We start from the raw sequence: 23,859 nt of genomic DNA on the forward strand, positions 1-23,859 counted from the left end.
CTTTCAATTCCTAATTCTATGCACTGCTTTTTTAGGCTGAAGCGCTGAAGCGCTAATAGCTGATAGCTAGTTAAGCTGTTCAGAATTTAGGCATTGCTAAATAAATTTATGATATTACATAAGTCAGATGTTAGGAGATGAAAAGGAGTTTTTTCCTAACTATTAGAGTGGAGAGAGGTCTAATAAACATCTCCAATCATAAAAAATCAAATCAATTATCGCACATAAATTACTAATTCTTTCCGCCTACTCCCTCTTTTCTGGCTATGCTTTATAAACATCTTTCTTAAGAGTAAACTTGACAAAATATACAAGTTATGTATAAGTACTTGAGAGACTTTTTCCTCAAAAATAATGTATTGAAAAGTACATTTTTTTGAGAACTTAAGCAGCGATCGCTACTGCTAAATTGACTTTTTCTCTCTTCTCCCCTGCTCCCTCTCTTGGTGCGCTACCAGATGCGTCTGTCGCACCCCGCGGGGTTGCACCGCTGCTCCCCTGCTCTCCACAAAGTTTTCAGAAGTTCCTGATAATGGATAGCTTTTCTGGAGATGTCTAATATATTCTGTCCATGGCCCTATGTCCTCCCCACTGTTCAACAATTTTATCGTCGTATTCATCAGAAATTGCTAAAACTGCTTTTACAGATGCTTCTAATTCTGGTTTATCGCAAGTAGAACCAACTATTGTATGTTCAAATATAATACTATTATTTTCATCTATACCAAAAGCACCAAAGCGCATTTTACTATTTTCTTGCAGTAAAAATTTCATCAAATCTGCTTTTAAATCTACATTTGTCACCACATAGGAGCGAGTATTAATTATTGCCTCATTATCTCCCCAAGCAAAAACAGATATTTCAACTAAAGCAGAACCCATAAACAAAGTAACACCTGGTAAATCTTGTCTCACACAGGGAAATTTATCAAATAATTCTCTCATCCAGAGAGAAATTTTGTTGTAGCAAGCTTCTTGTACATTCGTCTCAAATTGCATTATTTTTCTCCAAAAGCTTTACTAGAAACTAGCCATTACAAAAAAATATAATAACTATAATATATCAATTTTTGCAGTTTGAGATAAAATAGACTGTAAGTTTATGATTTTCTTAGGATACAATTATGAGTGAAATATTAACACCTAGTTTAGTAGCCCAAATTCTCACTGCATTAGGATCGGTGGGTTTTTTATTCCTGGCAATTCAAGCATTGCGACTACTAAAACAATAACTATTAAAACAACAATGATGTTGATACATTGATTTCTATCGGGTGGTTGCAGTAATATTCGATCAAAAGCCAGTTATTTTGAGATTATTTAAACATCTCCAAAAATCAAAAATAAAATCAATTATTATCCATAGATTCTTAATTATTTATCCGGTTTTCCCTCTTTTATAGAGATGTCTATTAAGCGATCGCTCTGTAATAATGTCCAGTTAATCTCATCCTCGACAAACTTTCTCTTCTATCCTTCTTTGCCTGATTTTCTCCCTATTGCCTACTCCCTCTAATACCAATTTAAAAAAAGAATGTTACGAATAATTGGGGGTGATTAAAAGATTTTATCAAAGATATCCCTTTGATGAAAAAGATAAGTTTTAACCTAAAAAATGGTATAGAAGCCATTCATTCTGTACGTCGCCAATCCGACGGCTCCCCTACCTGTACGGGCAAACTGCCGTTTGCCCTACCACTGACTCCTAAGAAATAGCCTAGCTATTTGTAACAAAAATTTATCAAGTTAGTATAATACCATGTCCGGATGATTAACTATAATAAAAATGTTATATTGAAGCGCTCTTGAAGGAATATCCCAAATTTCTGCTCCGTTTCCAGTGTTCGATCTTGAGCTTACACCTACGACCTACGACCTAAGAACTTTCTAATGTTAAAAAATGTACCCTTCCAGAGGCTTCACCAACAATAATTTTTACTCCATCTTCTGCCACAGCGCAACATTCTAAGGAACTCTCTCCTGTAAAATGGGCGATCGCCCGTCGCTTTTCTAAGTCCCAAACTTTGAGAGTATGATCGTCAGAGGCAGAAATCACTTGCTTACCATTTGGTGTAACTGCAACGGAACTTACCCAGTCACTATGACCGCTCAAACTAAATAGTTCCTCTGCAGTTTCCAAGCACCAAACTTTAATAGTTTTGTCAAAAGACCCAGAAATCACTCGCTTACCATCTGGTGTTACTGCCAAAGCTTTCACCCACCCATTATGACCGACTAAAGTAGAAACTTCTTCTCCAGTTTCCAAGCACCAAACTTTAATAGTTTTATCAAAAGACCCAGAAATTACTCGCTTACCATCTGGCGTTACTGTCACTGAACTTACCCAGTCAGTATGTCCTATCAGAGTAGCAACCTCCTTTAAAGTTTCTAAACTCCAGACTTTTACAGTTTGGTCAGATAAACAGGCGATCGCTCGTTTACCATCTGGTGTAACTGCCACAGCAAAAATACATCTAGTATTACCTTCTAAACTCAACAATTCCTGTGCTGTTTCCCAACTCCAAACTTTGAGAGTGTTATCATCAGAAGCTGAAATAATACGTTTGTCTGGTAATGCTGCTACGGAATTAACTCGATCAGTATGACCTTTAAGAGTACAAACTGATTTTGTTGTGTTTAAATTCCAAACCTTAATTGTATTATCCCAAGACGCTGATGCTGCTTGTCGAGCTGGTAGCGCTACTGCTGCATTTACCCTATTAGTATGTCCGATCGGAGGTGGTAATTCTACAGAAGTATCAAGACTCCACACTTTGAGAGTAAAATCATCAGAACCAGAAATTATGCGTCCATCTGGTAAAACTGCAACTGCATATACTGAATCAGCATGACCTTTGAGAGCAAATAACTCTTCTCCTGTCTGGAGACTCCAAACTTTGAGAGTATTGTCGGAAGCAGCAGAAATAATTCCCTTATTGTCTGGAGCTACTGCTACTGCATTTATCCCTTTGGTATGACCTTTGAATGTCAAAATAGTTTTTTGACTGTGCAGATTCCAAACTTTAATTGTGTTGTCAGAAGAACCGGAAATCACTTGTCCTTCTGGAAGTGTTGTTACACTTCTCACACCACCCGTATGACCTTTTAGTGTCAATACTTCTTCTTTTGTCTGGAGATTCCAAATTTTGAGAGTGCGATCAGATGAGCCTGAAATAATTTCTTGATCAGATAATACTGCTAACGAATTGACCCAACCTTTATGACCAGTGAGGGTAATTTCTTCTTTTTGTGTTTCAATATTCCAGACTTTAATCGTATTATCTGAAGAACCAGAAATTAATCTACCATCTGGTAATACTGCGACTGCTCTTACTCCTCTTGTATGACCAGTGAAAGTGAGAAATTCTTGAGTTGTTTCTAGGTTCCAAATTTTGATGCTGAAGTCATCGGAGCCAGAAATCACCCATTTTTCATCTAGTAATGCTATAGCTCTAATTCTGCCTCTGTGACCAGTTAAGGTTGCTATTTCTTTCCCTGTTTCCAGGTTCCAAACTTTGAGAGTATTGTCAGCAGAACCAGAAATTACCAATCCTTCTGGGGTAACAACTACTGCATTTACCCACCCAGTGTGACCGATGAAAGTGCGTAACAGTCTACCTCCAGGAGGTGTGAGACTTGGTGCCATTGGTTTTAACCAGGGCGATCGGTTCCAGGATTTTGCTTGTTGTAGCATTTTCTGAATTTCTGGTATTTCAAAAGATAGCAGTCGCCCCCACAATTGTCCTGGTAGTTGCGTTTTATCTTCCACAAGGATATGAGATGATAGTTCAATTGCCCCTTGAATTAATTTTAGAGTTTTAACTTTTTCACTTGAAGTCCATACATTAGAATGCATGGCTTCCTCATAATCATTTAATAGATATTCTACTCCGAATAAATATAGTCTTGATTCGATAAAATCAAAATCTGTGAGTAAGCGATGCAATTGCTCTGTATCAGATTCACTCACGAGAAAACCTGGTAAAGTTTCTAAGAGATAGTATTGATCTTCTAGGGGCATTTGAGCTAAATTTTCTCTAAACTCACCCATTTCAATTTCCTTGTTATACTGATGTAAACTAATAGATATCTGTGCAAAATTAATTTAACATCTTTAAGCAGGGAGTAGGGAAAAAAATATACTTGTATGCTTGAGCAGTAGATATAAAAATAATTTTGCCCACCTATTTAATATGACCATCAAATATACAATTAATTTAGCTTTAGTACTTATACATTTTATACATTTATAATATGGGGAATGAAGATTAAGGTAGAAAAGCAGTGCTTAAAGTAACGTACAGGAGTCAGGAAGGAAGAGAAGAAAAAGTCAAGATAATTTCAGTATTTCTTCGGTACTATAACGTATCTTCCTCATTGCGACCGATAGGGTTTGCGGAGTATTCCGGAACGGAAAACAATCTCAAGTCCTAGTTTTTCGTACCTCATGGGTAATATCATGTCCGCTGGGGCGCGTTTGTGTAAAACCAAGGGTGAATATCTACAGGAAATTTACGTTTTTTCAAGCTTTTAAGCCTTCTTCCGTCTTCCTTCTTCCTTCTTCCTTACCTTCAAGCTTACAATACCGATGCTACCGGACATGATATAATATCAAATCCGTTTTATTGAACATAAAAAAATTCTTCAATCGTCATAACTACGCTCATCTTTGTAATTCTCTCTCCTCCTGACTCCTAACTCCTAACTTCCCCTCCCCTCCTGGGAGGGGCGAGGGGTGGGTTGACTCCTCCTGACTTAACTATTCTATAACTGTTTAACCGGATTTGATATAATTCCTAATTTACAGCGTTTTTGCTGATTTATAAACCACATCATCACAATCAAAACCTTGTAGGGACGTTCCATGGAACGTCCCTACAGTGGTCTACCCAAATGAAAACTGCTGTAATTACCATTATTTAGGCACTTCCTCTGCTTGAGTTATATCATGTCCGGATAAGAGTATGATAAAAAAAATTTCTCTTTCTTCTTCTTTCTTCCATCCTGACTCCTGACTTATTACTCCTGACTCCTGACTCCTTCGTCGTTTATTTGTAACTGTTCAACCGGACATGATATTGACGTTCCAACTTCTACTTCAGTATCTTCGCCACAAAAGGTGGAGGATGACGGTCAAATTCAGCTTGAGCTTTATTCGTATAGTCCAAGGAATTTTCTAAATATTGTCCTACCGCTTCGCGATCGCGCAAATAATACAAAATTGTTGGATAAACTTGCTCCAAACTAATATCAAGTTGCACTGATTAACCACAATATAAAAAGATGAAAAAGATAGCATACTCCTCAAGAGTCATCTTATAGATGACTTAAGCTATTAGCCAATGATTTCAATCCTTGGCGAGCCATTTCATCCGCTTTTTGTGTATCCTAACTTCCAGTTCCAAATCATAATTTTTAGGCATTTTTGTAAACCATTCCTAACAAATTATTTTTGATTTGTTTTTCCATACTTTCGATTTCAATTAATGATTCTACTTCTTGGACGATATCTTTTCGGTAAAGAAAGTCTTGAAATGCAGCATGATATATGCTATAAACTGGTTTTCCTTCTGTTTGATAAATTCGCAGAAATTGTGCCCACTCATCCAGAATTTCTTGAACTATTAAGGAAATTTCTCCACTAAATTTTGCTAACATTCTGCAGGATACTGGTTTACGAGTTTTTGTTAAGAAATATATGACTTTTAATTTAGTTACAGGCAATGGTTTGACATTCATTTTCATTCGATGCCAGTGTTGATCGTAATATTTCTCTAAACCTTGAGGTAAACTTTCTAAGTTAATATCTCTATAGTTACCTTGCTCAATATCATCAAGTACATATTTTAAATACATGAAATTATTTTCACTATTGCTGGCTATAGATTCGACAAATTCTTCTAATGTTAAGCCTCTTTGTTCGATCCATTCTTTTACTGCTGGTCGTTTTGTGCGCAGACGAATAAATAGTTTGACATCTTCTAGACTTTCATTAGGATAAATCATTAAGTCAAAAATCTTCTGCGGTGCCGAAATGACTAACGGTAGTGGGTCAGACCTCTTAGTAAGCAGAAAATAAACTTTATTGGGTAAGTTTGCTGGTAAGTAAAGCACATTAGCCGCTCCACTTTGACTACTTAAATCGACTTCATCTAAAGCATCAACTGCAATTATGAGTTTTTCTCCTGGTGTTAGTTGGGCACTAATTTCGTTTAGTAGTTTTGATAGAAAGTTGCCATTGCTAGTGTTATCCGGATGTAATGGTAGTTCATAAGGCAAGTTATAGCCTTCAATTAACTGGGTACAGATACTCTTAAGAAAATCTTCAGCCCTAGTTCTACCTTCTGATAATAAATTGAAATAGGCAAGACAACTTGTGCGACGTACATATTCGGCTATGATTGTACTTTTGCCTACTCCTGGGTCTGCTTCGATGATAAAATATCCTTTAGATTGGTTATGGATGAAATCTTCAATGGCATCAAAAACAAAACTCCGTCCCAAAAATCCTTCAGTTTTATCTGCTATTAATGCAGCAAAGTCAGCAGGTATTACCTGACATTGTTGCATCTGTTTACGCAGCAGTAATATTAACTGTTCTAAGTGAGTATTAGCTCCACCAATACCTGCAATTATTCTGTCTATATCTTGACGGTAGTCGCCAACAAATTGATCGACTCTTCTCTCTATTTTGTTGGTCACATCAACAAGACAACTGATATCTTCACCTGCTGTTGCTAGCATATCGTGTACTAAGGCTTGAAATACTGTACTTTCTGTTCTCAGCTCGTGGCGAAATTGATGGACTGTAATTGACACTAATTTAGTTTCCACTAGCACAGATAATTCTTTTGGAGCGTGTTTGAGCCACTTATCTTTGCTTTGCAGTCTAGACATCACGACTTTCACTATTGCTTCTTCTTCTCTACCTTGAGGTAGATGAGTTATTCTTTGCTTGTGTGTTTGCACTAAATCTAGTATCATTAGTGCATCTTTCTCCATTTCTGTTAGTCTGCCTTCAATTTCAGCTTTATCTTGCCTCCACTGGGATAGTTGTTGAGATTCTTTACGAATTACCTGTAAAGCCTTACAATATGAAGTGACTAACGCTGTCTGTATTACCTGATTCTTTTCATCAGCTTTCTTTGCTGCCCACTTACTTACCCAATGCCATGTGACACTGGTTGCTTGTTCAAGTCCTGCACCCGCAAAAAGGGTTAATATCTCTATGAGCATAGTTTAGTACCCTTGACTTATACCATATTTAGTGATATATAATAATTTTAATAGCATAGCTTAAACTTAATATTTACCACAATTTGATGTTTTTGGAAAGAGTTATCGTCACAATTATGGTTTTTTAGTCCAATTGAATTCTTTTTTTTGATTCATCTATTATTGCTGGGATCAAGCTATAGTTTGATTTTTGATTTTTTTACCTCCTAAGAAAATCAAATATATTTGCGATAATAAAAATTCTTTGCTTGCTTATTACAGTTTTTGTTGATTAGACATCTTCAGCCAATCAATTAATTAGTTATCAGCATTTCAGCATTTCCGTACCGGAATGCTCCGCAAACAGTTTTCAGAGTGCTAAAAGCTTGGGTTTAAATCCCCTATTCTAGCTTGTCTTTTTTATCCCTATGTCTATTGTGGCTAACTTAGCTAGGAAATAATTATTTTTTACAGTTGTTTTGAAGATATGCGATCGCTATTATTTGAATTTATGAAAATCAACCTTTAGATGAAAATTAGTAACATCAAAAAAAAATACAGATTGACAATATTATACATAATTATTTAATGTTATGAGTGTTAAAATATTCAAGTTAATAATTAAAATATTACTTTCTAACTCTAATAGCCTAATACCTCATCTATTATAGATCATTCAATAGAGAAAAGCTACTAGAGGCTAAAATATATAATGTTTTTATTTCAGTAATAATAAAATTTAGTAGTTAGTAGCTCTAGATATAATAGTAACATTCGCTGCAATTCCAAAATTTGAAGCTGTTTGAGAAGCGTGCCAATTACCTATTACCCATTGACCTTCACAGATATTATTGGTATTCAATCGTTAGCGCAACTCCCCTAGAAGGGGGCACATGATATAAGTGCCATATATGCCAATCAGTGCAACAATAGTATTGATTCAGAATTAATACTATTAGCAGATTAATGGACATTATCGAATTTTTGCAGTTGAGTGCAGGTCAATGGTTTTCCCAACGCACGATTCACAATTTAGTTTCCGGGGAGTTGCAAGCAGGCAAATCAGAAGTAAATGTTGAAATATTAGAAAAAACAAATCCCACAGTAATCAGGTTGTGCGAACAACATCAAACTGACCCAAGTGTAGCTCAATTAGTAGGGTTGCAGATTAACTGGAATGGTACTATCAACCGAGAGCAAGTGAAAGATATAGGTGCAACAATGTTGATAGTTATTCCTAATTCTGACGACCCCCACCAAGGTAGATTATTGCAAGATAAAGGGGATGGTAAGAGTACAAATATCAGTGGTCGATATATTATGGGGAGTGATGATGTTTTAACATTTATTACTGAGTCGGAAGATTTATACGCGGAAGAACGTTTCTGGTATTTGATGCCTAATTTACGGTTACGCACCAGTGTAGTTAAAAGACCATTAGGTTTTACTCTAGCTTCTTTTTGCTCAGAAATTCGCCGAGTGAAAAATTAAACTGGATCATGTTGGTTGCTTGATCGTCAGAAAACATCTCCAAAGAAGAATCTGTAGGGGTGAGTTATTTGTATCTTACTTGATAAACTCACCCTAACATGTTATATCATGTCCGTTTAATTAGTTATATGAAATACAAAAAATTGTGCAAATATACCAATCTCCCCATCTCCCCATCTCCCCATCTCCCCATCTTCTCATCAATCATCTGTAGCAAGAATTAACCTATTTGATTGCTCTTGTGTACTTTCTATTTTCTGCGATGCTTCTGTCTATTTAACTCGATCGGGTTTGCTCTGATTCGATCGCGATGCTTGACTTTTTTTTACAAATGCTTTTAGTTTAGTATAAAAATCAGTGTGTTTGATCTTAGACTGATTTGTTTTTACTGGAATATGCTCTACCAGGTCTTGAGCTGTATTTTTTGAGCTTGCCTTGAAGGGGTTTGAGGATGGATCGACTGATGTAGATGTAGAATACTCAGGAGGTTTGGATTCAGAGAAACTAGGTAGTGTCTCTGGTTGTAAAGACTGAGTATCTATCTGAGATGTTAAATTTGTGAGAATATTTTTAGTAATAATATTTTGAAATTCAGAGTTGAAATGATAGACTGGTTGACCACGACGTTCCCATAATGTCAAGATTTGCTCAACACAGACAGCTTTGTAACGTCCAAGATATAGTGCCTCAACTACTGCTAAGAGAAGCCACTCTACTTGATACTTATTGTGCCAACGAGTAATAAGTTGCTCAGAAGTCTCATCAGCAAGGTCAAAATCATACTTATTTAATAGAGCCTCTGGTAAAGCAAATGTTGATGACTGTTCTGTCATTGGCCTTTGATTTTTTGCTAATAGATAATACCATTTTTCTTACAGCAGTTTCGGAGTTAGTGAGGTAAAATTTTTAGGACTTTAGGCAACAGCTCATCTGGCAACAGGCAACAGAGAATTAATAAACTGTACCTCACTATCCGGACAAAGTGCTGTAATTATTGAGGGAGATTCAATAAGAGTGGAGAATGGGGAACAAATAAAAGTTAAATGAAGTTATAAATTCACTTTCTTACATGATGAAAAAATTGATAATTAGTATCATACCATCTCCTAATCAGTGCATTATCAATAAAATATTAGATTTTTTACTTTTGACTTACATGAAACGGATACAATTCTCCTCATCCTTATAAGTAGCTGTCTTTATTTATATTTATTAGGTATTCAAGCAAACATAATATTAATTGGGTACTCCTGATCGAACTGTTAAATTACTCGCATATAATATCACAAAGGTTAAAAGTTAAAAACAATTTTTTCTTTCACTAATACTATTGCACTTTAAATCTGCCATTTTATGGGCGCTTAATTAGTGATAAAACAACTTTTTTTCTCTTTTCCCTGTTCCATATTATTATGAAACCTTTTTTTTATCCCTATTTCCTATTTTCTGATTATAGCAAGATTTTATGAGAGTTTATATAAGTAAGAGATAAAAAGCGAAGTTGTAAGAATAAATCAAGTTAAAACTTGCGCTCAATTTTCAAAGATTGACCAGGAGAAAGTTTTTTAATCTCAGTTGTTAAATCATACCAAGGTTGTAATTGATTGATTTGAAAAGTGCGACTCATTACAACATAAATAGAAGTTTGGTCACAACCAATAGCTGCACTAATTACATCCCACCAAGACTTAGCAAAAAGTTCGTCTGTAATATACCAAACTCCATCTTCATACTTAAAGTAACGAGTAAAGTGGAAAGGTGCATCTTGCTTGCCAGTAATCAGAATTTTTTGTAATATTTTCCGAATAAAATTTGGAAAAAAACGCCCGATAGTCAACATAACGAACCTCAGAATAATTAACTTAAAAGGTGACATTTGAGTTTGTTTTGCCCAACCCATATTACCAGAAATAAGCAATTCATCCTGAGATATTTTCAGATCATAATCACCACTTAAATGACTAACTGCATTTAAAGTTTTATTTCCTTTTTTAACTTGAAGTGATAGATGAGTATCAGAAACAACTAATTTTTGGTCGCGAAATAGCTTAAAAACACCACCTTTTTTCAGACTTACATATAATTCTGTTCCAGGTCTGCGTTTAATCAAAATTTGAGCTTCTTTTAACCAAAGACTAGCAATATCACGATTCACATCAGCAGGTCTTTCTGTAATAAAATCCCGCCATGCTAAGAAATAATTCCAGGTATGATGACCGATAATATGGTCGTCTGCATAACAGGGAGCCAAACCATTTTTTAAGCCTATTAAAAATTGATCGTTAATAGACAAAGCAGCAGGCAACCATTTACCTATTAATTCAAATCCGTGGGGAAAAAAGTTATAGGTATTACGACTAGCATATTCTCCACCGAAGGAACCATCAGGATGAATAAATTGAGCAGCTAATTCTACTGCTGCGGTAATAGAATTTTTGAGTTTTTCACTGGGGTTTAATTCATAAATTCTAGCTAAACAGGATATAGTTAAAGTATGATAACCAGGGTCAAAACCAGAGTATTCTGTAAACCATCCTTCCTGACTCTGCCAACTTAATAATCTTTCCAGACGTGCTGCTTTAGTTGTTTCCCATTTTGAGGTTTCTAATAGTTTACTCAACAATTCTAAGGATAATACAATTAATGCTTCATGGTTAGCTAAATTGCCACTTTCATAATGATTTACTAACCAATCTGCTCGTTTTTCAAAAAAGCTGAGTACTTCATAGTTATTTAATCCCAATATTTGATAACTTTCAATACTAGCTAATAAAGAAAAAGCTGTTGCTCCACTAGCTCTTTCAAAAGGGAAATAATCATCACAAGAACCATCAATATGAGCAGTTTGGGTAGCATATAAGATGCCTGCTTCTGCCCATTTATATATCATTTCTTGCAAATAAAATTGATTATTAGGAATATCTAAATTATAAGCTAAGGCTAAAGGTAAGACGAATTCTTGAGCCATGCCACTAGGAAAATCTATAATTTTGTAATGCCAAAAATTGCGGTCGAAACAACCATAGGTAGGACTATGATAATTGCGGTCTAATAAGGTCAATATTTTAGGAATTTGAGCAAGTGCTTCTCTGGCAAATAAATCTCTCATGTGTTCTTCTTTGGTGTCACTTATAGTATCTTTATTAGAGTCGAAATTAGACTCTATATTTAATAAATCAGTTTGATTGGTAACGGATGGTTTATCGTCTTGCATAGTTATATTTTTACTACTTTATGTTGTGCAGAATTTTCTCTACTTTATTTATTTGGCTAAAAATTAATTTTATAGCTATGAAAAATCAGGTATTATTTTTTTTACTGTATCTTACAAGCCTAATAAAAGCTATAGTAATTCCCATACTGGTGAGGTACAAAACTCTAGGCTTTAGGCAACAGGCAACAGCTCCGGAAGGCAACAGGCAATAGGCAATAGTGAAGTAAAGATAAGAGTGTACCTCACTAGACTGAGAAATGCTATAGACCGATAAAATATTTATTCTTCTTTCTTATTCCTTTTTTTCAATATTAGCTATTGATGAACGATCATCTTGCATCTTTATATTTTTACTACTTTATATTGTGAATAATTATAATTTTTTGACTAAAAATTAATTGGATAATTATTAAAAATTAGCTCTCATATATCAATTTTTTACTGTATATCACCAACCTAATAAAATCTACATTGAGAGAGTATTTATTCTTCTTCCCTCTTCCCTCTTTCTTATTTTGACAATCTTGTTTTCGCATTCTTACTTGAATTTCTTCCATAATTATGCGATTTGCTGCCATTAAATCTGCTATTAAACCTAATAACCATAATTGAAATCAGACTAAGATTAAAATTGTTGCTAAAATAAAAGTTGGAACCCTAGTTTTTTTCATATCCACTAAACAAGAAAAATAACCAACGGATACCAGAAATTACTCCAAAACTAAATGGTACACTTCCTAAAATTAAGAAAAAGCGTAGGGGTTTTTCAATGATTAATAATTAATTATTGATTATTAATTATTACCTATACTTTAAAAGGAGAGGATTGACTAAAAGGAAAAATTTTTCTTTTTTATCCTTTAAAGAAAAGGCTTTAAACCTTAATTATTCGGTCAAGTAAAAAAAATCTGAGGATAGTAAAGAGCGATCGCAACACATAGGAAGGGGGACTTCTTAACAGTCGGGAAGGTCGTAATACATTATTTGTTCTGATAGGAACTGATGTTATTACCATACCTTTTTGCTCTGCTTGAATAATTGTTTCTAGGGTGTAAGTATAGGCATTAAAAACATTAAGTTGCATGGCAGTTTCTCGACTAAAAGCACAAAACACACTAGGTGCCTCAGGAATATTTGTATTACTAGCTATTCTTACTACCCAACTACCTAATTTTTGAAGTAATTTTTTAGTACGAGAAAAGTGTTTAGTTTGCCAAATTGGTCTCTCCCCAACTACAATTTCTGCCTGACCCCAAATAATAGGTTGAACTAAGTAGGGTATATCATCAGCACAATATTGATTATCAGCATCAGTATTCACAATAATATCTGTTCCTGCTTTTAGACTAGCTTCTAGACCTGCCATAAATGCTTTTGCTAAACCTTGGTTAGTGGGGAAATTCACAATATGGTCTACCCCATGTTCTTTGGCAACTTCAACTGTTCGGTCTTGACTACCATCATTGATGATTAACCATTGGATAATGTCTACTCCTGCTAACTTTCTAGGTAAAGCAGCAAGAGTTACTCCTAAAGACTCTTCTTCGTTGTAACAAGGAATTTGAATAATTAATTTTGTCATTGGACAGATATTTCTCCTAGGGGGTGTCAAAAAAATTTCAAAAAAGCAGAGGGTATTAATACCGTTTCACTAAAGTCAGAAGTCAGAACTCAGAAGTTAGAAGTGATATTTTAGGTACTTAAAACTTCTACTGTACAGTAATTTCAGTCTATTATCATTTTCTTTGTGGGTTTAATACCCCACCGTCAACGGGGGTGTTCACGCATTACTTGGGGGAGCGTAGACGCGGAGCGGCAGGTCGTTGACTATCCCCATGTAATTTTCCTCCTGTCTCCTGTCTTCCCCTCCTGGGAGGGGTTGGGGGTGGGTTGTCTCCTGTCTCCTTCTTCAATTGACTTCATCAGCTACCAACTATTTGTGACATTTTTTAAGTGAATTAGTATAAGGAGGTCTCCTTTCTTTTGCCTGCTTCGAGCAAAGCTGCTCTAAAAGGTTGTTAAGAGCAACTGGCCATTAAATATAGTGTTTTGGAATAGATTATCATCACTTTGTCTCTAAAGTATGAAATACTGTAGCAATAGCAATAAGTTTGATAATATTGGCCAAGTTAAGTATAAGTTAGGCCACTCGCTGCACAAAAGTTATAATTTATAACAGAAGAAATGAAGAAGGCTTTAGTTTTCTGGGAGAGAAGGAAAAATCAGACAACGCCAGATTTTTAAGCTTTTGAGATGTCTTCACCAACTTTTTCTTTGCTATAAAACAAAAATTCATCAACTTTATTAAAATTTTTTGGTTCCAAATTTTAAGTTTTACGGAAACAATTTCTGATCACAGAAAATATACATAAATAAAGTTAAATATTGAGATATAAAATTTTCTGGAAAATTGGCTATAGCAAGGAACGAGTTGGTTAGGACTTATGTTGATAATGAACCTTTAGACAGGAAAATCTTTTTCTCACAGTTCCCTGTTCCCTGCTATAATTTTGAACTTATAATTGTATTGTGGGAAATTATTTCTACTTAACCCACCCTACAGTAATCTTTAATCTTTAATTAAACACAACTTAATCAAAAAATGGTACATACAAAATTTTGAATACTCAAATTTCTCTGAAAATGAGCAAATAAAAATGTAGCTCTTTCTCTACAGGAAATCTTTATATACTTGATTATTTGTTGCGTATTTCCTTCAAAGGTATGTTTACAAATTAAATCAGGATGCTACAATAATGATTAATATTTCAATTATTTATAGCAGAAGAAAAAATCTGGCGTTGTCTGAGTTTTAAGCTTTTGATATTTCCGCGCCCTTTCCTGCCACTGCTATAAAAGTTTTTCATCAGGGTAAGCATTTATTTCAAATAGAAAAACAATATGTCTACTAGACACCAAAGTAATTGTGCCTAGAAAAAAGCTCTGAGGAAAAAATCATGAATCAACAAAATATCTCTAGTTATGTTGGTCTCATTCAATCTTTATTAGTTTGCCCTAGTGGTGATGAAAATAAAATTTTGCAAGCTAATCAAAACTTGATAGACCATAAATTAGTTCAAGTAATGAAACAAATAGCAAAAATGAACAACATAATTGGTAATTTGAATGCTCAATGGTTGCAAAATTTGGCGATAATGTTAGAGACTAACTTAGAATATGCTTCCCAACCTGTAAATCGGGAAATATATCGAAATTTCCTCATGCAAGTTTTACAAGTAATCTCAGAGAATGAAGGAAAGCCTGAAGCGGTGTATTCTGTACTAGAATATAATCAAGATAAGCTGAATCAAAATTTCCTAACAGTGCTGCGAACTTGGCCTGGAGAAAATATCCAAAAAATGGAGCCTCAATTAGCACAAAATATTGCTCTAGATGTTGTTAATTTGAGTAACCTGATTTTACAGTTTCCTTTTGGTAATCAAAGTAATAACGTAGAAATAGCAATTGTAGGCTATGAAAATGCTCTACAAGTCTTATCCCGTCAACAATTTCCGATAACTTGGGCAACTATCCAAAATAATTTGGGTACTAGCTACCACAAACGCATTGTCGGAAACCCAGAAGAAAATATCGAATTGGCGATCGCTTGCTATGATCAAGCACTTCAAGTTAGGACTTACTCTGCATTACCTGAAGCATGGGCAAGCACTCAGAATAATCTTGGTAACGCCTATCAACAACGTAGTATGGGGAAAAGAATAGAAAACTTAGAGAATGCGATTAATTGTTATCAGAAAGCTTTAAGAGTCAGAACTCTAGAAAAGTTACCTCAAGAATGGGCGAGTATTCAAAATAATCTGGGTAGCGCTTACCACGATCGTATTGCAGGAGAGCAACAGGAAAATATTGAACAGGCGATCGCTTGTTATAATTTGGCTCTCAAAGTACGTACTCGCCAACAGTTTCCTACAGACTGGGCAACTACTCAAAATAATCTTGGCAATGCTTATATCGACCGGATAACAGGAGATAGACAAGATAATCTCGAACAGGCGATCGCTTGTTTTGTCAGAGCGCAAGAGGTTTATACGAAGGAAAGTTATCCTCTCTACTGGGAAATGATTTTCAATAATTTGGGTATCGTTTACAATGAACAGAATTTGAGAAAAGTTTGTTAGTGGTACTTAGAAATTTTACGATCAAAAAATGCTTGAGAGTTATTCTATCCTGAGCAGTTACGATGAACGCCTAATACGACTGAGTAAAATTGCTGCAACAACTGCTGTCCCTGCACTCAAATAGAAAGGTGCAGCCGGAGAAACTTGAGCATAGAGCCAGCCTGCAATCAAACTCGCAGGCAAGGCTGCTAAACCTACCAGCATATAAAACGTACCAATTTCTGCACCTCGCCGTTCTGGATGAACCAGGTCAGCTACAAATGCTTTCTGCACCCCTCGTGTCAATGTTGAATACAGCCCATAAAGAGCAAACAAACCCCAGATGGCTCCAGCCTGCTGAACCACTGCAAATCCCAGGTAGACAACTGCAAAGACTAGATAGCCGGTGATTAATAGTGGTCGCCGACCGACTCTATCTGATAAACGCCCCGCAACTAACCCCAGGCAAGTTTCAACCAAGTTAAACAGTGCATAGAGCAACAAAAGCTGTGTGCCACTGAATCCTAAACCCTGCGCCCGAATCAGCAAAAAAGCATCTGAAGAATTACCCAGGCTAAACAATCCAATAACTAATAAGTAATGTTGATAAATTGGGTTAAGTCCTCGCAGGGTAAATTGCGGTCTTTTTTTCAACTGTTCAGTTCGTGCAGTTGGTTTAGGTTCTTTAACCAGGAACAGTAGCAAGACGATTCCTAATAATGCAGGCAAAAGAGCGATCGCAAACACACTCCGATAATTTCCCGCAAACTGCTGCAAACACAGAATTCCCAGGAACGGTCCCACCACTTCTCCCACTGTTTCCAGGCTATGATGCAACCCAAAAGCTTGACCGCGTCGTTCGGGAGCGCAGTTCTCAGCAATCAAAGCATCACGGGGAGCAGCTCGTAATCCTTTCCCCACTCGATCTATTAGACGGGCTGTCAAAACATGAACCCATACTCCAGACAAAGCCAATCCTAGTTTGGACACTGCCCCCAATCCATAACCTGCAACAGCAAAGGGTTTACGTTGACCGACTCGGTCAGACATCCAGCCGGAATAGAGCTTGAGAATACTTGCCGTACTTTCTGCAATGCCTTCGACGACACCGACTGTCCAGATAGGAGATCCCAAGACGCTTGTCAGGAAGACTGGAGTCAGAGGATAGACCATCTTGCTGGCCAGATCGGTGAATAAGCTAACCAGACCAAGCACTCGAATGGTGCGATTGAGTTTGAAAGTTTGGCTGTCGATAGGATTTTGCATTATGCAATTTATTCTCAATATTACCTTTGAATCATAGCAGTTTTAGAATTGATGAGGTACACAATTCTGGAGCAATAGGGAGATTAATGTTAGAGCCAAGCCAAGCCAAAAATTTCAATCCTTGGCTAATAGCTAAAGTTATCTCAAGATGACTTAATCTGATGAAATTAGTTTGCAAATAATATCAGACATGGAGAAATTATCTTTAGAGAATAGTTGAAATTAGGTAATAAAAAATCTATTTTATCTGAGGGAAATAGGCGATCACCAAGTCTTCCCTCCTGACTCCTGATTAATACGCTCTTTCCAATTATTGATATAATATAACAGTAAAAATAGCAGAGGGAAACTCAATGATAGCTAACCAAAATCAATTCTATGTTTCTCCAGAAGACTATTTAGCTGGAGAGCGACAAAGTCCGATTAAACATGAGTATAGACAAGGCAAAATTTATGCAATGGTAGGGGCAAAGAAACCCCACGTTATTATTGCTAGTAACTTAGTCACAGAACTAAATATTCATCTGCGCGATCATGACTGTATTGTACTTACTTCCGATATTAAAGTTCGACTAGAAGAAGCTAATTGTTATTATTATCCTGATGTGGCAGTAACTTGTGATGAACGGGATTTAAGCTTAACTGAAGACTTTATTCGTTATCCGTCTTTAATCATAGAAATTTTGTCTCCAAGCACAGCTAAATTTGATAGAGGAGGCAAATTTGTTGATTATCAAACTGCTACAAGTTTACAAGAATATGTATTAGTTAGTCAGTCTCAGATGAATATAGAATGTTTTCGGAAAAATGAACAAGGAATTTGGATTTCTCACACTTATAATAGGGGAGAAAAAGTTAATTTTGCTAGTGTACATTTTAATTGTCAGATTGAATTAATCTATCGAAAAGTTCCTGGGATAGAATTCATTAATGGATAATTGATAATGGATAATTGATAATTAGGGTTTGCGGAAAAAGTCTGTTGGTAAAGGCAGGGAATAGGAAATAGGCGATCGCTCTCCCTTTCCAACTCTTCCCTCTCTCCCCACACTTCCCACACTTCCCACACTCCCCACACTCTACAACAATTCCACCGTCCCCCGATACCCATCTACCCTAACTTTTTGCCCATCCTGTAAACGAGTCATCGCTCCAGAAACATTCATTACTGCTGGAATGCCATATTCCCGCGCAATAATAGCTCCGTGGGATAACTGTCCCCCCACTTCAGCAATAATACCTTTTGCCTTCAATAATAATGGTGCCCAACCTGCATCCGTATAAGGCACAACAATAATGGGATTTTCGCCTTCAGCAATACTCACTCCTGCACTACGACAAACTTTCACATAACCTTCCACAGAACCGACACTTGCAGGTATACCTGACAAAATAGAGGCATTCTCAGCAGTCGCTGCAATTTCTGGATTTTCCTGTGGTAAGACATTGCCGTAAACTACCGAGGGAACTAGGCGATCGCGGTCTTTTTCCAACTGTTCCTTTCTTTCACAGATAAGTTGTCCAAGCAGGCGATCGCTAAACATTCCTGCCCGATCAAGGAGGCGATCGCTAAACATCCCCTCCTTCTCAAGGGGGGTTAGGAGGGATTCTTTTGTTGGGTTTCGTTCCTCAACCCAACCTACTGTTAAAATCCATTGCCGAATTTCCTCAAATTCCAAATAAAAAATATCACCCTTTTCTTCAAAAACCTCTAGATTTTCTTGTAAGTCATCATTTTTGACTTTTGACTTTTGACTTTTAACTTCTAAATTTTCTTGTCGCTCATCACTTTTGACTTTTGACTTTTGACTTTTGACTTTTATTTCTATTGCTAAAAACGTCAGTCGTAAATAAGCCAAAAATTTCCCATAAACCTCAGCAATTTTCCCCTTAGTTCTCGCACGTTTTGCACATTGCGCCAGTCGCCACCTCTGCCACAAGTTTAAAGACCTTACCGAAAAACTCTCTTTAAAATTATCTTTTTCCCCCTCACCTTTCCGAGCCATTGCAAATAATAACTCACGGAAATTATCCGGCTTTTCTCCCCAAGTTGCCACGGCAATATCCGTACCAACTTCACTCAAATAACCATAACTTTCCAACCATTGCTGAAACTCCCTTTGTAATTCCTGATTTTGCTCAAACTCTGCCTCTATTTCCCCATCATAATTAGTTGCCATTTTTAACTTAACTGCTAATTTTTGTAATTCTCTAATTGAAACAATTTCCGGTGCAGTATCAGTAGGCAACCATTCCTCAGAAACACGGAAGAGCGATCGCCTAATTGCCAAACCTATGGGACCCAAAATATTATAAAAAGTAATCGGTTTTAACCATGCTTGAATTTGTTCTGCTTGGTCTAATAATTCTGATAAAGACTGAGATGAATTTTGTTTGAAATTATTTTCTAAAATTTGTAGAGCGGGAATAAAAATTTGATAATAGTCCCGTTCAAACTCTCGGTCAACTGCCATTTCTTTTTTAATCAACCGCCATAAACCAGGCAAAGAAGGCAACACTTTTCCTAAAGGCGGTTTTCCCATTTTTTGCCCTCGTAATAAAAACTCTAAACCCTGCTCCGGCAATCCCATCATTCTAAAAATTTCCCCTAACAAAGTAGCATTAAAATAAGCATGGGAACCGAGCAAAGTTGCCGTTTCAGTAAAATCTAATTTTGCTACCTTTTCCCCTAAAACAATAGTAAAAATTTCTCCCCAAACTCCACAAGTCAAAGGACGATTTATCGACCAAGTTAAAGGATGAATTGCCCCAGGAATTACCTCTGCTGCAATAGTTCGCGTCCAAATTGGTCTGAGATTAGTAATGGGGCGACTTTGTAAAATCCAAATTTTTTCACCATCCCAACACCATTCAATATCCTGGGGTAAACCATGAAAAAAGACTTCTATAGCCTCTGCTTGATTTACCAATTCTTGAATAATTTTTTCAGGTAAAATATCCTGATTTTTTACTTGCTCTAAAGATTGATTTTTATCTTTTTCTTTTAGGTTTAATTCCCCGTCGCCTACAGGGTTAAAATTGGTTGAAGTTTGAGTCACAATCCAGTTTTTCCCTTTTCCTTCTTCCTCCCCCCTTTCAAAGGGGGGCAAGGGGGGATGCCTTTTTCCCTCTTCCTTCTTCCCTCTTCCTTCTTCAACAATTTCTAAATGTACCGGACTAAACTGCCCACCCACAACTTTTTCTGCACCTCCTGGCAGAGCTTCAATAATTATTTTTGCACCACCATCTAAAGGATTACGAGTAAACATTACTCCAGCAACTTGACTAATAATATAAGGCTGAATTAATACTGCCATTTCCGCATCAGGAATTTCTCTTTGCCGACGATAAGCAACAGCTTCTGGCAACCAATAAGATTGACGACAAATATTAATTGCTTCTAATAATTCCGTTTGATTTTTCACCGGATAAATAGTTTGATATTGTCCGGCAGCAGAACTATTATCACTATCTTCCCCCACAGCAGAAGAACGAACAATTAGGGGAAAATTAATAGACATTTTATCCAGCTTCGGTAAAGGAGAGTTGATAGTAGGTAATGAAGAATTAACTTCCTTATTCCAATTGCCTCGACTCCCTACTTCAGTTGCAGGTAAAACAAAACCTTTAACAACATTAAAACCAGCTTTTTTCAATTGAGCTAATCTAGCTGCTTTCTCACCACATACTTTGGTATCTAGTTGATTATCGAGAGAAAATATAATTTGTTTCTTTAAAGCCATATCATCACTTTGCCTCAGATTTATTACTACTAATAGAATTGCTAATCCTAATAATGCGAAAACTTCAAAAAAAGATGCGTCCTGGCGAAATAATAATACCCAGAAAAAACTACTGAGACATCCCAGACGAGCTGCCCATTGTCGGATATTTTGATTTTTTTGAGGAAATATTTTTTTTCCTATTACTAATATTAATAATCCTGTAATTCCCGAACCCAATGCCACCATAGGAGAATAAACCAAAACTCCCCAACTAGCATTAGTCACACCCCCACCTTTAGCAATAAAATATCTACCTGCGACTAACAAAATTAATCCTACTAACTGTAAGGTAAAAATCTCTGGAAATAACACTTTTGCTACTAAAACTGGCGCGATACCTCTAACTATTTCTGCTAATACTGCTGTTATTGCCACTGGTTTCGGCGCGTGAGTAAACGCTGCTGCCACACTAACATTACCCGTACCGACTTTTCTGAGGTCGATATTTGCCAGAGTTTTAACTATTAAACCAGTGAGTGGGAGAGCGCCGAGAAAAAAGCAGATACCTAGAAACAATACTGATACTAATATTTGCATATTTATAGCAAAGAATGAGTTGGTATTTGACATAGACTGATGATGAACTTTAGAAATAGAAAAATTTTTCCTACTGTTCCCTGTTCCCTGTTCCCTGTTCCCTATTCCCTGCTATAGATTTAATCTCTATTTGATAATCATCTTTAATTTTCTTCAGGGGAAACTGAACAAACTTTGGTTCTCCCATCAGTTGCCAATCAAACATTTGTAGTAAATGAGATACAAACACTTTGCTAACTAATATTGCCATCTGCGCTCCCAAACAAGCGTGAACACCACCGCCGAAAGGGATAAATTCATACATCTTACCCTCACCACGTTCCGGCAAAAAACGACTCGGATCGAATTTCTCTGGTTGCTGAAAATATTCAGGCATAATATGAGCAATTCTAGGTTCTGCAATCAAAGTCCAACCTTTCCGGTAGAGAACACCATCGAGTACAACAGATTGAGTTAACCGACGACTAGCAGTAGAACTTGGCGGTAAAGTGCGGAGAGTTTCTTTAATGGAAGCTTCCAGAAAAATCATCTGTTTCAAATCTTCTGGTGAAAACTGGCTAAAGTTGTTATTTTCTCCTAATATTTGTACCTGTTCCTGTCGTAATCGTTGTAATATTTGTGGATGCTTGCCAAGTTGATATATTAAGGAAGAGATAAACCCTGAAATTTCGTAATGAGATGCCCACAATTGCAAAAGACATTGATTTTTAATCAAAATATCGCTAAATACTCCATCTGGGTCTTCCTGCTGACTAGCTAACATCATTGACAGGAAATCTTGAGTCGGGTTAATCTTTTCATTTTCCGCTAGTCGCCGTTTGATGACAGCATCCATAAACTCAATCAATTTTACCCGTGCTTTAATTCCACGACCGAATGTTGTGAGAGGAGATTTCCATTTGAGCAATCCATAAAAACCATCAAAGTACGTTTTGTATAAAGCTTTTAATTCCGCTTTAGAGGAAATTGGCAACCCCTCAAAAGTTTTTGGAACGGAGTCATTTAAGCTAATTCCTAACAATAGAGGTGTGAGTATATCAAAACTAATTTTCTCCACTTCTGGATATAGCTGAATTTTTCTATTCGCCCATGTTTTGATGCCTTGAGCAATAATATTATTAATGTGAGTTGCATATCCTTCCAATGTTGCACCAGTCAAACCAGGAGCTAGTGCTGTTTTTCGTTGACGATGTAAGTCAGGACGTTGAAATAGACTGTACTCGCCAAACATCTCCATTGTAGTTGCTGGTAGCGCAATTTCTGTATATTTCTGGTCTCCGTTGAAGGCCATTTTAATTGCTGAGACACTCCCTACAAATACTGTCGTTCCACCAAAAACACTTGTTTTAAATATAGGACCATATTTTTTGAAGTTTTGACGACAGAAGCGATCGGGGTTAGCTATATAATTAAATGTGTCATAAAATTTTGGTTTTCGTGGTGGAATTTTGGCCTCCACAGGTGCTGCTTCTCCATCAGCAATTAACATTAAATCAGTTGTTTGTAAACTCATTGTTTTTATCTACTACAGCAATACATTTGTTTGTAGTTGGGCTTTATATCATGTCCGGTAGCATCGGTATTGTATAGCAAAGGTAGGCAACAGGCAACAGACAACAGGCAACAGGCAACAGGCAACAGGCAACAGACAGGAAGGCTTAAGAGCAAGAAAAAAAACTTAAATTTCCTGTAGATATTCACGCTCACTTTTACACAAACGATATCAATGGACATGATATTAGCTGGACTTTCAAAAAAAAATGCAGTCTCTGAGGTGAAAATTATGATATATTATGGTTCTTACCTAAATTTGATAGCTGCTCAAACAAACAACCTTGTCTGCCTTACCGCCATGGTTTCAAAAGTGGTGTCAAAAATTTGATGATTTATTCAAAACCAAAGCTCAAAAAAAGGGATTTCGCCTTGGATTTGGCGGGATTATTAGGAGAAAGTCAACACCAAAATATTGCTCAAATTACCGACAATATTATCGGATCTTTATAGAACCCCTGAGCGTATCTTTGGACGCGGTATGTGCTTTCATCTCCCCATCTCCCCATCTCCCCATCTCCTTCTCTATTTTTAAATAGATCCGTTTAGGGGTTCTATAGAACCCCTAAACGGATCTTTGTGAGAGAGTATAATGGATAGAAAATGCCATACTCAAGTAGCTTGACAGACAGCGAGTGGGCTTTAATTGAACCACTGCTGCCCAAAAAAAAAAGAACTAAAC

The 23,859-nt window shown here is 36.4% G+C and carries 14 protein-coding genes; 3 read left to right on the top strand and 11 right to left on the bottom strand.

Annotated features, from left to right (window positions below):
- Positions 1-555 precede the first annotated feature (555 nt).
- The 5 genes from F6K27_RS10950 to F6K27_RS10970 all read right to left on the bottom strand — a co-directional run bounded on the left by F6K27_RS10950 (position 556) and on the right by F6K27_RS10970 (position 8,077).
- Positions 556-999, bottom strand: coding sequence for a YbjN domain-containing protein (locus F6K27_RS10950; protein ID WP_124147728.1), 444 nt, complete (start codon positions 997-999; stop codon positions 556-558).
- A gap of 877 nt (positions 1,000-1,876) precedes the next feature.
- On the bottom strand, positions 1,877-4,051 hold the full coding sequence (locus F6K27_RS10955) for a hypothetical protein (protein WP_287273306.1): 2,175 nt from the start codon (positions 4,049-4,051) through the stop codon (positions 1,877-1,879).
- Between the two features lie 1,042 nt (positions 4,052-5,093).
- Positions 5,094-5,261 carry a hypothetical protein gene (locus tag F6K27_RS10960; protein WP_161564755.1) on the bottom strand — a complete coding sequence of 56 codons (168 nt, stop codon included), beginning with the start codon at positions 5,259-5,261 and terminating at the stop codon, positions 5,094-5,096.
- A 154-nt stretch (positions 5,262-5,415) separates the two neighbouring features.
- Positions 5,416-7,236: a hypothetical protein gene (locus F6K27_RS10965; protein WP_287273308.1), complete on the bottom strand. Its 1,821-nt coding sequence runs from the start codon at positions 7,234-7,236 to the stop codon at positions 5,416-5,418.
- 718 nt (positions 7,237-7,954) lie between these two features.
- The gene (locus F6K27_RS10970; protein ID WP_287284463.1) at positions 7,955-8,077 is read right to left on the bottom strand and encodes a hypothetical protein; all 123 of its coding nucleotides are present in this window, start codon (positions 8,075-8,077) and stop codon (positions 7,955-7,957) included.
- 104 nt (positions 8,078-8,181) lie between these two features.
- On the opposite strand from F6K27_RS10970, the gene F6K27_RS10975 reads away from it, so the two are divergent.
- Entirely contained in the window at positions 8,182-8,706 is a 525-nt protein-coding gene (locus tag F6K27_RS10975) for a phycobiliprotein lyase (protein ID WP_124147731.1), read from the top strand.
- A 272-nt stretch (positions 8,707-8,978) separates the two neighbouring features.
- Here F6K27_RS10975 and F6K27_RS10980 read toward each other — a convergent pair whose 3' ends face one another.
- From F6K27_RS10980 to F6K27_RS10990, 3 genes are all read right to left on the bottom strand, one after another.
- On the bottom strand, positions 8,979-9,539 hold the full coding sequence (locus tag F6K27_RS10980; protein ID WP_287273309.1) for a hypothetical protein: 561 nt from the start codon (positions 9,537-9,539) through the stop codon (positions 8,979-8,981).
- Positions 9,540-10,225: 686 nt separating this feature from the next.
- On the bottom strand, positions 10,226-11,815 hold the full coding sequence (locus F6K27_RS10985; protein ID WP_287273353.1) for a hypothetical protein: 1,590 nt from the start codon (positions 11,813-11,815) through the stop codon (positions 10,226-10,228).
- 979 nt (positions 11,816-12,794) lie between these two features.
- A complete protein-coding gene (locus F6K27_RS10990) occupies positions 12,795-13,502 on the bottom strand; it encodes a glycosyltransferase family 2 protein (protein ID WP_375339383.1) in 708 nt (235 codons plus the stop codon).
- A gap of 1,375 nt (positions 13,503-14,877) precedes the next feature.
- Between F6K27_RS10990 and F6K27_RS10995 the strand changes: the two genes are divergently transcribed.
- Entirely contained in the window at positions 14,878-16,059 is a 1,182-nt protein-coding gene (locus F6K27_RS10995; protein ID WP_287273311.1) for a tetratricopeptide repeat protein, read from the top strand.
- A gap of 57 nt (positions 16,060-16,116) precedes the next feature.
- On the opposite strand, the gene F6K27_RS11000 is transcribed toward F6K27_RS10995, so the two are convergent.
- The gene (locus tag F6K27_RS11000; RefSeq protein WP_124147734.1) at positions 16,117-17,304 is read right to left on the bottom strand and encodes an MFS transporter; all 1,188 of its coding nucleotides are present in this window, start codon (positions 17,302-17,304) and stop codon (positions 16,117-16,119) included.
- 353 nt (positions 17,305-17,657) lie between these two features.
- Between F6K27_RS11000 and F6K27_RS11005 the strand changes: the two genes are divergently transcribed.
- Positions 17,658-18,242 (top strand): Uma2 family endonuclease, encoded by a 585-nt coding sequence (locus F6K27_RS11005; protein ID WP_287273313.1) that lies wholly within the window; start codon positions 17,658-17,660, stop codon positions 18,240-18,242.
- Between the two features lie 141 nt (positions 18,243-18,383).
- On the opposite strand, the gene F6K27_RS11010 is transcribed toward F6K27_RS11005, so the two are convergent.
- Both F6K27_RS11010 and F6K27_RS11015 read right to left on the bottom strand, forming a co-directional pair.
- Positions 18,384-21,659 (bottom strand): glycerol-3-phosphate acyltransferase, encoded by a 3,276-nt coding sequence (locus tag F6K27_RS11010; RefSeq protein WP_287273315.1) that lies wholly within the window; start codon positions 21,657-21,659, stop codon positions 18,384-18,386.
- Between the two features lie 37 nt (positions 21,660-21,696).
- A complete protein-coding gene (locus F6K27_RS11015) occupies positions 21,697-23,139 on the bottom strand; it encodes a cytochrome P450 (protein WP_287273317.1) in 1,443 nt (480 codons plus the stop codon).
- Positions 23,140-23,859: the final 720 nt, after the last annotated feature.

The sequence above is a fragment of the Okeania sp. SIO2F5 genome, from assembly GCF_010692685.1.
Lineage (GTDB): Bacteria > Cyanobacteriota > Cyanobacteriia > Cyanobacteriales > Microcoleaceae > Okeania > Okeania hirsuta.

Excerpts from the sequence above, each read along its gene's own strand:
- F6K27_RS10950 (WP_124147728.1), bottom strand. The coding sequence starts at position 999 with ATGCAATTTGAGACGAATGTACAAGAAGCTTGCTACAACAAAATTTCT.
- F6K27_RS10955 (WP_287273306.1), bottom strand. The coding sequence starts at position 4,051 with ATGGGTGAGTTTAGAGAAAATTTAGCTCAAATGCCCCTAGAAGATCAA.
- F6K27_RS11005 (WP_287273313.1), top strand. The coding sequence starts at position 17,658 with ATGATAGCTAACCAAAATCAATTCTATGTTTCTCCAGAAGACTATTTA.
- F6K27_RS10990 (WP_375339383.1), bottom strand. The coding sequence starts at position 13,502 with ATGACAAAATTAATTATTCAAATTCCTTGTTACAACGAAGAAGAGTCT.
- F6K27_RS11000 (WP_124147734.1), bottom strand. The coding sequence starts at position 17,304 with ATGCAAAATCCTATCGACAGCCAAACTTTCAAACTCAATCGCACCATT.
- F6K27_RS10995 (WP_287273311.1), top strand. The coding sequence starts at position 14,878 with ATGAATCAACAAAATATCTCTAGTTATGTTGGTCTCATTCAATCTTTA.
- F6K27_RS10975 (WP_124147731.1), top strand. The coding sequence starts at position 8,182 with ATGGACATTATCGAATTTTTGCAGTTGAGTGCAGGTCAATGGTTTTCC.
- F6K27_RS11015 (WP_287273317.1), bottom strand. The coding sequence starts at position 23,139 with ATGAGTTTACAAACAACTGATTTAATGTTAATTGCTGATGGAGAAGCA.
- F6K27_RS10965 (WP_287273308.1), bottom strand. The coding sequence starts at position 7,236 with ATGCTCATAGAGATATTAACCCTTTTTGCGGGTGCAGGACTTGAACAA.
- F6K27_RS11010 (WP_287273315.1), bottom strand. The coding sequence starts at position 21,659 with ATGTCAAATACCAACTCATTCTTTGCTATAAATATGCAAATATTAGTA.
- F6K27_RS10980 (WP_287273309.1), bottom strand. The coding sequence starts at position 9,539 with ATGACAGAACAGTCATCAACATTTGCTTTACCAGAGGCTCTATTAAAT.
- F6K27_RS10985 (WP_287273353.1), bottom strand. The coding sequence starts at position 11,815 with ATGAGAGATTTATTTGCCAGAGAAGCACTTGCTCAAATTCCTAAAATA.